The sequence below is a fragment of the Acidovorax sp. FG60 genome (genome assembly GCF_057808995.1).
Genome location: NZ_JBMDJC010000009.1, coordinates 264312 through 276245, shown reverse-complemented (window position 1 = coordinate 276245; position 11934 = coordinate 264312). Strand labels below are relative to the sequence as shown.

Below are 11934 nucleotides of genomic sequence, written 5' to 3'. Positions count from 1 at the left end.
AGACTGGGGGTCGCCCTTTCTTTGGTGACTTTCTTTCGGCGACGCGAAAGAAAGTTACCGCGCTGCCGGGCGCGCTCCCCGGCCTCCGCCCACAAACCAGGCACCCCGCCCCTAAACACACCAAAACCCCAACCCAGTTAGAGTATCGACCTCGCGCAACCCCTGGCCCGTCCAGGCCTCTTCTCCTCCCTCCCCATGTCCAACCTCGTCGTCCACGGCGGCACCCCGCTGCGGGGCCGCATCACCCCTTCTGCCAACAAGAACGCGGTACTGCCCGTGCTGTGCGCCACGCTGCTCACCAACGAGCCACTCAGGCTGCTCGGCGTGCCCGACATCACCGATGTGCGCAAGATCCTCGACATCTTCCGCACGCTGGGCAGCGATGTGCAGATGGACCACGCCACTGGCACGCTGAACCTGCACCACCACGCCACCACGTTCGACGCGGCCCACCACCGCCTGCCCGAGGAAATGCGCTCGTCCATCATGCTGGTGCCCCCGCTGCTGGCGCGCTTTGGCGTGGCGCGGCTGGAAGACAACGTCAAGGGTTGCACCCTGGGCGTGCGCGAGATCGATCCGCATGTGGAGGTGTTCCACCGCTTTGGCGGGCGCGTGGAACGGGCCGAAGGCTCGCTGCTGATCCGCTGCGACGGCAGGCTGCAGGCCAACCACCACTGGCTGGACTACGCATCGGTCACCACCACCGAGAACTTCGTGCTGTGCGCCGCCACGGCCGAAGGCACGTCGGTGCTGACCAATGCCGCGTCGGAGCCGCATGTGCAGGAGTTCTGCCGCTTCATGACCATGATCGGCGTGCGCATTGAGGGCATGGGCACGTCGCGCATCACTGTGCACGGCGGCACCACCCTGCGCGGTGGCGAGTTCCGCTTTGACGAAGATTTTCACGAGATCACCACCTTCCTCGCCTTGGGTGCGATCACGGGGGGCGACGTGGTGGTGAAGAACAGCGCGCCCGAGAACTTTCCGCTCATCGACCGCACCTTTGCCAAGTTTGGCGTCACGATCACGCACGAGGACGGCTGGTCGCGCGCGCACTGCGCGGGCCCGCTCAAGGTGCAGACGCCGTTCACCAGCAATGTGCTGACCAAGGTGGAGGCGGCGCCCTGGCCGTACTTTCCGGTGGACCTGCTGCCCATCTTCATCGCCCTGGGTGTGCGGGCCGAGGGCAATGCGCTGTTCTGGAACAAGGTGTACGACGGCGCTTTAGGCTGGGCGGGCGAGCTGTCGAAGTTTGGCGCGCATGTGTTCCAGTCCGACCCGCACCGGCTGGTCACCTTTGGCGGCAACCCGCTGACCCCGGCCGTGGTCGAGAGCCCCTACATCATCCGCGTGGCGATTGCGCTCTTCATGGTGGCGGCGAGCACCCCCGGGCGCTCGGAGATCCGCAACGCCACACCCATCCGCCGCGCCCACCCGCACTTCGTGGAGAACCTGCGCAGCCTGGGCGTGCAGGTGGAGTGGACGAGCGAGGAGTGAGGAGCGGACTGTGCTCAGGCGGTGACAACGCCGTCTGCGTCTGCGTCTTCGTCCGGCTCGATGAGTACATGGACCGCAGGGGCCCCACCCTGCTGCACATCGGCGCAGTACACGGCGTTGCGCCCCGTGCCCTTGGCGCGGTACAGGGCCTTGTCGGCACGGTTGACCAGCTCTTCAAAGCCGATGCCCGAGCCCTTGTGCATCGTGGCCACACCGATGCTCACGGTGACCGAAGCGCTCGCACCCTGCTCATTCACGGGCACGCTCAACGCGGCCACATCGTGGCGCAGTGATTCGGCCACACGCAAGGCGCTGACGCCATCGGTTTCGGGCAATACGATCACAAACTCCTCGCCCCCGAACCGCGCCACGATGTCCACACCGCTGCGCTTGCGCGCCGCGCAGGCCTGGGCCACGGCGCAGATCACGCGGTCTCCCGCAAGGTGCCCCCAGGCGTCGTTGACCGTCTTGAACAGGTCAATGTCCACCACCAGCAGGGACAGCGGGTGGTCAAAACGCTCGGTGCGTTTGCATTCGTTCGCGCCCAGTTCCATCAGCGTGCGCCGGTTTGCCAGGCCCGTCAGCGAGTCATTGGCGGCCAGCAGCTCCAGCGCGGTATTGAGCTCTTGCAGCAGCTTGTTCTGCTCCAGCAGCTGCTGGTTGATCTGCGCAATCTCGTCTTCCTTCTGCTTGCGGTCATGGATGTTGAAGGTGACGCCAATCAACCGCTTGCCGGGCGTGGCGCTGCTTCGGTCCATGATGCGGCCGTAGTTGGCAAACCAGATCCACTCGCCCGCCTTGGAGCGCAGCCGGAACTCGGCACGGTATTGCGGTGTGATGCCTGCCACGTGGTCGGCCACCGCCTGCTTGACGCTTTCCAGGTCGCCAGGGTGGAACAGGCCAAAGATGTCCTGCACGCCCGTCACGATTTCGTCCTGGGTAAAACCCAGCTCCTCAAAGGTCTTGGTGGCCTTGTGGGTGACCTGGCCGCTGACCAGATCGTTCTCCCACAGGTCCAGCCCGGCGGCCTCCAGCACCAGCTCCAGCCGCTCCTTGTTCAGGTCTGCTTCATCACCCATGGCGGCAAAAACCCTTGATTCTTCAGGCCGACGGCATCGCCCCGGCGTAACCCATGTTGCGCAGCAAACCGGCAAACGACGCCACGACTCCCGGGGTGTTGTAAAGCTGGGGGGCCGTCTGTACGGCGATCACGCTCACCATCTGGCCCGTGCTTTTGCCCGTGGCGGCGTCAAAGTACAGGGCCAGGTCGTCGCTGGCGTTGGAGAAGCCGCGGCCCGTGCTTTCCGAGTAGTAGCAGATGGAGTCGGGGGCGATGACATCGGGCGCCACGCTCGCAGACGAGTACATGATGAGGTTCTCGTTCAGGTTGTACAGATAGTGCGTCTCGGTGCTCAGGCTCGGGTCCTGTGTGTTGTCCAGGCGGATGATGCCCGAATCCAGCGACGCGCTGGAGGTGGACTGCGTGACCGAGGTGATGAAAAAATTGGTCACCACCGCGCTGGCTGGGCGGCCGGTGATCATGGTAATCACGTCCGCCACGGCAGCAGTGGCGGGCGGCGTGGCGGCCTGCAGCAGAAACTGCCCCAGCCCCCGCGCCTGCTCCAGCGTGCCCGGTATGTAGCTGCCCGACAACGCAAAGCCGTTGCCCGCGTTGGAGGGCCACATGGCAATGCCCGAATACCCGCCAAACCCGGCCACCACGCCACCCGCCAGGGTCTCCACGCGCGCAGCGGTAGAAGCGCCCAGCACGGCGGATTCCAGATCCACCCGCGTAGAGGCATCGCTGGCCAGCACAGCGGGGCACGGCGCAAGCTGCGCACCGCCGGTGAAGGTGGTCTGGGGCAGTTCGGGCACGGCACGGCCGGCGCCATCGCCGTTGACCACCCAGACCGCGCCCTGCGACATGGCTGCGCCAATGAGCGGCACCAGCGAATTGATGGGCCCGATCTCCACAGGGATCAAGGCGCCCAGCAGGGCACCGGTACTGGCCTCCATCACGGCCACGGTGTTGCTGACCGAGTTTTGCACCGCAGACAGCGTGAGGCTGTCGGCCGCATCGGGCGAGCCCATGATGGCGAGCACACAGGCGTTGGTGGCGCCGTCATAGTCCTGCACCGTGACCGTGCCGCTCCAGCCCTGACCAGCCAGCTCCTGAAGGATCGAACAAGCGTCGTGGTAGCTGCCGCCCCCCCCACTGGCCAAAACCGCTGCGCCCGCCGCAATCGATTGGAAATCGGCCAACCCATAGTTATAGACAACACCCATCTGGCGCCCCTCTCTTTTGGTATGGGAGGCACGATACGCCTGCCCGGTTGGTTGTCAATCCGCTGCATCCCATGCGGGCCCAGGGCACCAACGTGGTATGACCCGGATCAAGGGCACGCAAGTTCCACGCCCAAGAACCGCACGGCCAACACCCGCAGCTGAGCGCACCAGGGCGGAAAGCACTCTGGCCTCGCGGTGCGCCATCGCCTATGCTCTGTCTGCGTTGCAGTTTTGTTGTTGTTTTTCCTGGCAGATGCCTACCCACACCATGAGCCTCCCCGATAAATCCCCCGTCTACGGCACCGAAGATCTGCTGATCAGCCTGTGCAACTCCGTCACCCGGGTCTTGAACGTGGCCACCCACAGCCAGATCCACTACTCCGGCATGGTGCAGCGCATCAGCAAGACGTGCCTCAAGCCCGACATCGGCTGTTTTGTGCTGTTCGATGGCGGCTTCTCGGGGCTGGTCATCATCAACTTCTCGGCCCAGGCCGCGATGGAGCTGTATGCCAACTACCTGCTGAACATGGGCATGTCCAAGGACGATCTGGTCAGCTCCTACACGTCGGACGAAGTGAGCAATGTGATGGGCGAGCTGATGAACCAGGTGGTGGGCGACTTCACCGGCAAGGTGCGCCGCGAGCTGCAGACCCACATCACCCAGAACCAGCCCAAGATGCTGGTGCTGAACAAGCAGGTGATGCTGAGCGTGGACGCCAACCTGGACAAGCCCGAAGCCCGGCGTGTGACCTTCTACACCAGCAACAACAACATCTTCTACCTGGAACTGGCCATCGACCGCACCGAGTTCATCAAGCTCTACGACTTCGAGGCGCAGGAAGTGCCGGATGCCGACGCGCTGATGGCCCAGTCGCAAGAAGCCCCTCCCGTGCCTGCGCCACCGCCTGCAGGGCAGGATGACACGGAGGCGTTGCTGAAGTCGCTGGGGATGTAGTTGTTCAAAAACGATAGCTGCTAGCGCCTGTTATATAAGCGCTAAAGGCATATTTCAGCCATATTCTTTTGTCCACAAACCGGTGCAGCACAGTGCTGGAGACCCAGGGCTTCGTGCTGCTGCCCGGCCTGCTGACACCCGATGACTGCGAAACCCTAGCAGCGGAGGTTGACAAGTACCTCCCGCTGCGGGACGGCAACACCCCACGCCCCCCAGCTCTGGCGGCCAGCGCAACCTGCTGAAGTACCCCTGGTGCAAGGCCCTGGCAGAACGGCTGCAGGGAATGCCTGCGATTGCGCCCCTTCTACCCACATCGTCTGTCGCGGTGCAGTGCACCTACTTCGAGAAAACGCGAGCGCGCAATTGGCTCGTTCCACTGCACCAGGACCTGAGCATTCCAGTCGCTGAGCGGGTGGAGCATCCCGCGCTCCGAGGCTGGTCTGAAAAGGACGGCGCTCTTTTTGTGCAGCCCCCCGCCCGCTTGCTGCAAGAGTTGCTGGCGGTGCGCCTGCACCTGGACCCGTGTCAAGGTGAAAATGGCCCGCTGCGTGTGGTGCCCGCCACGCACCAACTGGGTGTATTGACGCCACGGAACGCCCAGGCGCTGCGCGATGCCAGCGGCGAAGTCCTCTGCGTTGCAGACCTGGGCACCGCGCTGGCGATGCGCCCGCTGCTGCTGCACGCCTCGTCCAAGTCCACGAGCAACCGTCCACGGCGCGTGCTGCATTTTGTATTTGGCCCGGCTACCCTGCCTTGGGGCCTGGCTTGGTCCAAGGCAGTGTTCAGCTGAAACCCGTCGGGCGCAAAGTCCTACAAGGCTGTACCGGTGCAGCCTACGGCTGAGCGCCGCTGACTGCATAAATTGTAGGCAACGCAGTCGCCCTCAGCCCGCGCTGCATTCCAACCGCATCCTGAGGAAAACCACCATGCCCCGAGGCACCTGGAGCGCCAAGCGCGAACGACAATACGAACACATCAAGGACAGTCTGCTGGACCGCGGCAAAGGTCAGGAAACAGCGGAGGAAATTGCCGCCCGCACCGTGAACAAGGAGCGGGCCCAGCATGGTGAGAGCAAGACGGCCAACCCCAAGACGCTGCGGGATACACCCGCGCCCGTGCGCGGTGGCAAGCGTTCACACCAAGGCGCACAAGGCCGCACCAAGGAACAGTTGTACGAGGAAGCGCGGCACCAAGGCATTGCGGGGCGTTCCAAGATGAACAAGCAGCAACTGGAGCAGGCCTTGAAACGGTGACATCTGCAGGCCACATCGAAAATCGAAATTGATAGCTGCCAGCGCTTTATCTATAAGCGCGGGAGGCTAAAAAGACCCAATTTTGAGCACCGCCTTCGTCAGCGCCGCGGACCCAACCGCTCTGCGATCCAGATGCCGCCAAGCACCATCGCCAGCGCCACCGCGTGATAGGCACCCACGGGCTCACTCAGCACCCACACAGCCAAGGCAGGCCCAAACACGGGGTTGAGGTTGAGGAACACGCTGGCACGCGCCGGGCCGATCAGCTCCACCGCGCGGATAAACAGGATCTGCGAGACGAACGACGGCAGCAGACCCACATACAGCAGGATGAGCCAGCCCTGCACCGTGGGCCAGAAAAAATGTCCGGTTGCCACTTCGGCCGCCAGCAGCGGCAACGAAGCCAGCGCCGCGACGCCCGCCACCGCCGAGAAGAAAACCAGGGGCGGCACCACAGGGCGGGACCGCAGCCCCAGCGTGTAGCCGGCGTACAGCACACAGGCCAGCAAAATCCACAGGTCGCCAATGTTGAAGTCAAGCGCCGCCACCACCGCCCAGGTGCCGCGCGAGGCGACGATGGCCACACCAGCGAGCGTGATGACCACCCCCAGCATCTGCAATGCGGTAACCCGCAGCCGCAAGAACAACACCCCGGCCAGCAACACCAGCACCGGAATCATCCCCTGAATCAGCGCCAGGTTGACGGCGGTGGTGTGGTGGGCGGCGGCGTAGAACAGCGCATTGAACGCGGTAAAGCCGCTCACACCCATGAGCGCCAGATACGTCCAGCGCCCCCGCAATGCGGGCAGGTGCTGCACCACCTGCTGGCGTGCGACAAACCACAGCGCAATGCAGGCAATGCTCCAGCGGGCCGTGGTCAGCATCATGGGAGAGACGTTCCCCACAGCCAAACGCGCCGCCACCGCATTGCTGCCCCAGATGAGGGTGGTGACGATGAGGAGAAGTGCGGGGCGCTGATAGAGACTGCGCCAAAAGGCACCGCGTGTGGCGGCAGAGGAGGATGCGGGCATGGGCACGAGGGTAGCAAACTCAATGGGTGCTGCTGTCCTGCGCCCTCTTCAGCGCGAAGACCCATGCGACGGGCCGAACCAACGGTTGCCTATCCCTCAAACTGCGGATGCAGCTGCCGAATGCGGTTCATGGCCATGCCTGCCGCTGCCGTGCGCGTCTCCACCCCCAGCTTGGCAAACACGCGCTCCAGGTGTTTTTTGACCGTGGCGGGGCTGGCACCCAGAATGTCGCCGATGTCGCGATTGATCTTGCCCTTGACGACCCAGTACAGCACCTCGGCCTCGCGCGCGGTGAGTTTGAACGATAGGCTCATGGATTCGATGATCTTCGCGTCGGACACCTCGCGCATCACGATGAGCCAATCGCCGCCGCCTGCACTGTCGCCCGCCTGCTGGTGCAGCCGGAAGGTGAGGCGGCGCGCGCCCTGCTCCACGGCCAGGCGCGGGGGTTCGGCCAGCGAAGCGGCCAGCAGCTCGGCGGCGTTGTCGGCCAGAACATGGCGGCGCAGCCAGGCCTGCACGGGCTCGGGCGCCCATTGGCCAAAGGCGGTGGGCGCGCCGTCCGGGCCCACTTCGCCAAAGTAACTTTGCAGCAGCTCGCGCGCCAGCGGGGTTTGCCAGACGATGCGGCCGTCCGACGCACGCACGGTGATGCTGGCGTAGCCAAACGCATCGAGCGCGTTGCGCGCCTCGCGGGCCTGGCGGGCGTCCTGCCGGGCCTTACGGGCTGCGCCCAGGTGCACGCCCATGCGCGCCATCACCTCGCGGGGCTTGATGGGCTTGGTGACGTAGTCCACGCCACCCGCCTCCAGCGCGGCCACGAGGTGCTCGGTCTCGGTCAGGCCGGTCATGAAGATGATGGGGATGTGCGCCGTGGCGGGCGATGCCTTCAGGCGCCGCGCCACTTCAAAACCGTCCATGCCGGGCATCATGGCGTCGAGCAGCACAATGTCGGGCAGGGCCTGCGCGGCACGCTGCAAGGCCGCCTCGCCATGCGTGGCGACCAGCACGGTGTAGCCCGATTCATCCAGCGCGTCGTGCAGCACGGCCAGGTTGTCGGGCACGTCGTCCACGATCAGCACCACGTCGCTGTCGGTGCGGTCCAGCGCTGCACCGGGCGCTGCAGACGCGTGCAAGGAAGATGGGTTGGCGGTGGTCATCACGAGGGTGCCTGCTCCAGGATCTGGCCCATGGCATCGAACTGGAACTGCTTGGCCAGCTGCCGCATGGTGCCCACAAAAGCGCTGTGCGCGGGCTGGCTGCGTTCAATGTCGTCCAGCGTGTTGAGGATGCCACGGTAGTAGCCCAAAGACACCGCCTGGGCCAAGGCGGCAAGGGCGGTGGTGTCGGGGTATGTGAGGGGCGCATCCGCTGCCGCAGGCAAGGCGGGGGTCGTATTGGCTTCGCCGTATTGCCACTGCAACCCCAAACGGCGCTCCAGCCAATCGAGCAGCTCGCTGTGGCGCACGGGCTTGACGATGAAGTCTTCGGGGCGGATCTCCACGTCGTTGTCCAGCGCCTTGTCAAACGCATTGGCGGAAACAATGGCGCAATGCACGTTCGGCAACCGCATCTGCCGCACGCGCCGCAAAGTCTCCCACCCGTCGATGCCCGGCATGGCCAGGTCCATGAAGATGGCGTGCGGCCGGTAGCCGGTGGCCAGCAGATCCAGCGCATCATGGCCGCTGGCCGCCTGGCGCAGCTCAAAGCCCAGGGGTTCGAGCAGTTGCACCAGCAGCTCGCGGTCGGGCTCTTCGTTGTCCACGACCAGGATGCGGCGGCGCTCGCCGGCATACCCTCTGCGCGCGCGCTGGGCTTGCACAGCCACAGGCGCCGCCGCCTTGCCCAGCGCATCCCCATGCACCTCGGGCAGGAACAGCTTGACGTGGAACACCGAGCCCACGCCTGGGGTGCTGCTCACCGTCAGCTCGCCGCCCATGAGCGCGGTGAGCATCTTGGCAATGGTCAGGCCCAGGCCTGCGCCCGGCGCGGCCGCGGTGTTGCCACCGCCCGAGCCGCCGCGCGCAAAGGGCTCGAAGATGCGCTCGATCTCCTCGGACGTGAGGCCTGGTCCGGTGTCCTGCACCTCGATGCGCGCCATTTCGCGTGCATAGCGCACGCGCAGCGTGACGGTGCCGTGCGCGGTGAACTTGACGGCGTTGCCCAGCAGGTTGATGAGGATCTGGCGCAGGCGCTTTTCGTCGGCACGCACCACTTCCGGAATCACGCCCAGCACATCAAACTGGAAGGCCAGGCCCTTGGCCGCGGCCTGCAGTTCAAACAGGCTGGCCATCTCATGCAGGCCATCGGCAAAACGCATGGGCGTCACGTCCAGCGTGAGCTTGCCGGATTCGATGCGCGCGATGTCGAGCGTGCCCTCGATGAGCGAGAGCAGGTGCTCGCCCCCCCGGCGGATCACATGTACCGCCTGCTTGCGGTGCGGGGGCACGCCCGCGTCCTCGCCCATCAGCTGCGCGTAGCCCAGGATGGAGTTGAGCGGCGTGCGGATCTCGTGGCTGATGGCGCTGATGTAGCGGCTTTTGGCGTGGTTGGCCTGGTCGGCAGCGCGCTTGGCTTCTTCGGCCACCTGGCGCGCCTGCTCGGCCACGCTGCGCGCGGTCTGCAGGGCCTCGTCGGTCTGGCGGTGTAGCTCGATCTCGCGCACCAGAAGGCCGGTCTGGCGGTTGGATTCCTCCTGAGCCACCTGGCGGCTTTTGTGCGCCAGCACCAGCCACCAGGCCACGATGCCCGAAATGACCAGCAGTGCAAGATAGGCCTTGAGCAGGCCCGAGCGCAGCGCCACTTCGGGTGCCGCCATCACCTCGGTGTCAGTGGCCGCCTGGGCGATGGTGTTGAGCTCCTGGTGGTACAGCAGCCCCATCACCGAGGCCAGCAGCGGCGCTATCACCAGCATCAGCAGCAGGAAGTGACCCAGGCCCGTGTCCAGGTAGCGCCACATGGCGCGCGGCAGCACCCAGCGCAGCGCGGCCGACCACTGCACCGCCATGCTCGCGTGGGGTTTGCACAGGTCGCCGCAGCGCGCATCGAGCGTGCAGCACAGCGAGCAGATAGCCCCCCGGTAAGCAGGGCACTGGGCCATGTCCGGGGCTTCGTACTCGCGCTCGCAGATCACGCAGCGCTGCACGGTGTAGCGCACATAGCTGCCCAGGTCAGCACCTTGTTTGCCGCTGACCGGACCGTGCATGGGCACCGCCACCACATCGGTCACCGCAGTGGGATCGGGCTGGCGCGCAATGTAGTAGCGCCCTCCAGTGGCCCAGGCAATGAGCGGTGCGGTGACAAAGGCCACCGCCATCGCAATCACCGCCGAGAACGCCTGCGGCAGCGGTCCGAACAGGCCCAGGTGCGCGCTGATGGACAGGATCGACGCGAGCGCCATCGAGCCCACGCCCACCGGGTTGATGTCGTACAGGTGCGCGCGCTTGAACTCGATGCCCTTGGGCGACAGGCCCAGCGGCTTGTTGATGACGAGGTCGGCCACCACCGACATGATCCAGGCGATGGCGATGTTGGAGTACAGCCCCAGCACCTCGCCCATGGCGCGGAACACGTTCATCTCCATCAGCATGAAGGCGATGAGGGTGTTGAACACCACCCACACCACGCGCCCCGGGTGGCTGTGGGTAAGGCGCGAGAAGAAGTTCGACCACGCCAGCGAGCCTGCGTAGGCGTTGGTCACATTGATCTTGAGCTGCGAGACCACCACAAACAACGCCGTGGCCGCCACCGCCCAGCCGTAGTGGGGGAACACGTATTCATACGCGGCCAGGTACATCTGGTTGGGGTCCACCGCACGCTCGGCAGGCACCATGTGCGTGAGCGCCAGATAAGCCAGCAGCGCGCCGCCCAGCATCTTGAGCACGCCCAGCACCACCCAGCCCGGCCCACCTACCAACACCCCGAGCCACCAGCGTCCACGCGTGGCGGGTGTGCTGGCGGGCATGAAGCGCAGGTAGTCGGCCTGCTCCCCCATCTGGGTAATGAGCGCAATACCGACCGTGAGCGCCGCACCAAATAAGGGCAACTGAAATGTGGCGCCCCGCATTGATTCACCACCGTAGTGCACGATGCCGGAAAACGCACCAGGATCGCGCACGATCACATACACAAACGGCACCACCAGCATCACCAGCCACAGCGGCTGTGTCCACACCTGCAGGCGGCTGATAGCCGACACGCCATGCGTGACCAGCGGAATCACCACAATGGCGCAGATGAGGTAACCCCAGGTGGGCGGGATGTCGAGCGCCAGCTCCAGCGCGTAGGCCATCACGGCGGCCTCCAGCGCGAAGAAGATGAAGGTGAAGCTCGCGTAGATCAGCGAGGTGAGCGTGGAGCCGATGTAGCCAAACCCCGCGCCGCGCGTGAGCAGGTCCATGTCCACCCCATAGCGCGCCGCATACACGCTGATGGGCAGCCCCGCCAGGAAGATGATGAGCCCCGTGGCCACGATGGCCCAGAAGGCATTGATGAAGCCGTACTGCACCAGCAGCGTGGCGCCCACGGCTTCCAGGATCAGGAAAGACGCAGCCCCGAACGCTGTGTTGGCCACGCGCCATTCAGACCATTTGCGAAAGCGCTGGGGGGTGTAGCGCAGTGCGTAGTCCTCCATGGTCTCGGTGGCGACCCAGCTGTTGTAGTCGCGGCGCACCTTGACGACCTGCTGCGGCGCTTGCGCGTCGGCATCCGGCCCCAATGCGGGCGCCGAGGCCACGTCGGGCGGGACAAGAGAGGCGGTGGAGGGAGGCATGGACAGGGGTTGCGACAAGCCCTGCAAGTGCAGTTTCCATGCCACGGCCGCCGCGGGTGGGCACCACCCCTGCGCCCTCTGGCGTATGGCGGGCACGGGGCTTGCTGCCTATGATGAATCCGCTGCCCTTCGGACCGCACG

At 65.3% G+C, this 11934-nt stretch carries 9 protein-coding genes; 4 read left to right on the top strand and 5 right to left on the bottom strand.

Translation table 11 applies throughout. The features are described from left to right. Positions 1-195 precede the first annotated feature (195 nt). Entirely contained in the window at positions 196-1497 is a 1302-nt protein-coding gene (locus ACODS0_RS15895; protein WP_488835942.1) for a UDP-N-acetylglucosamine 1-carboxyvinyltransferase, read from the top strand. A gap of 14 nt (positions 1498-1511) precedes the next feature. Here ACODS0_RS15895 and ACODS0_RS15890 read toward each other — a convergent pair whose 3' ends face one another. After that, positions 1512-2576 (bottom strand): sensor domain-containing diguanylate cyclase, encoded by a 1065-nt coding sequence (locus tag ACODS0_RS15890; protein ID WP_121507372.1) that lies wholly within the window; start codon positions 2574-2576, stop codon positions 1512-1514. Between the two features lie 22 nt (positions 2577-2598). Next, positions 2599-3783, bottom strand: a complete 1185-nt coding sequence (locus ACODS0_RS15885) for an S-methyl thiohydantoin desulfurase domain-containing protein (protein WP_488835941.1) — start codon at positions 3781-3783, stop codon at positions 2599-2601. A 268-nt stretch (positions 3784-4051) separates the two neighbouring features. On the opposite strand from ACODS0_RS15885, the gene ACODS0_RS15880 reads away from it, so the two are divergent. From ACODS0_RS15880 to ACODS0_RS15870, 3 genes are all read left to right on the top strand, one after another. After that, positions 4052-4738: a DUF3334 family protein gene (locus ACODS0_RS15880; protein ID WP_218298656.1), complete on the top strand. Its 687-nt coding sequence runs from the start codon at positions 4052-4054 to the stop codon at positions 4736-4738. A 283-nt stretch (positions 4739-5021) separates the two neighbouring features. Further along, entirely contained in the window at positions 5022-5528 is a 507-nt protein-coding gene (locus ACODS0_RS15875; protein WP_488835940.1) for a phytanoyl-CoA dioxygenase family protein, read from the top strand. Positions 5529-5664: 136 nt separating this feature from the next. Further along, complete coding sequence (locus ACODS0_RS15870) at positions 5665-5991, top strand: plasmid stabilization protein (protein WP_228898665.1); 327 nt, start codon at positions 5665-5667, stop codon at positions 5989-5991. Between the two features lie 98 nt (positions 5992-6089). Here the strand turns inward: ACODS0_RS15870 and ACODS0_RS15865 are convergent, their stop codons facing one another. The 3 genes from ACODS0_RS15865 to ACODS0_RS15855 all read right to left on the bottom strand — a co-directional run bounded on the left by ACODS0_RS15865 (position 6090) and on the right by ACODS0_RS15855 (position 11793). Continuing rightward, positions 6090-7022 (bottom strand): DMT family transporter, encoded by a 933-nt coding sequence (locus ACODS0_RS15865; protein WP_488835939.1) that lies wholly within the window; start codon positions 7020-7022, stop codon positions 6090-6092. 89 nt (positions 7023-7111) lie between these two features. Beyond that, positions 7112-8182 carry a response regulator gene (locus tag ACODS0_RS15860; RefSeq protein WP_488835938.1) on the bottom strand — a complete coding sequence of 357 codons (1071 nt, stop codon included), beginning with the start codon at positions 8180-8182 and terminating at the stop codon, positions 7112-7114. Next, entirely contained in the window at positions 8182-11793 is a 3612-nt protein-coding gene (locus ACODS0_RS15855) for a hybrid sensor histidine kinase/response regulator (RefSeq protein WP_488835937.1), read from the bottom strand. The genes ACODS0_RS15860 and ACODS0_RS15855 overlap by 1 nt, the downstream gene beginning before the upstream one ends. Positions 11794-11934 lie beyond the last annotated feature (141 nt).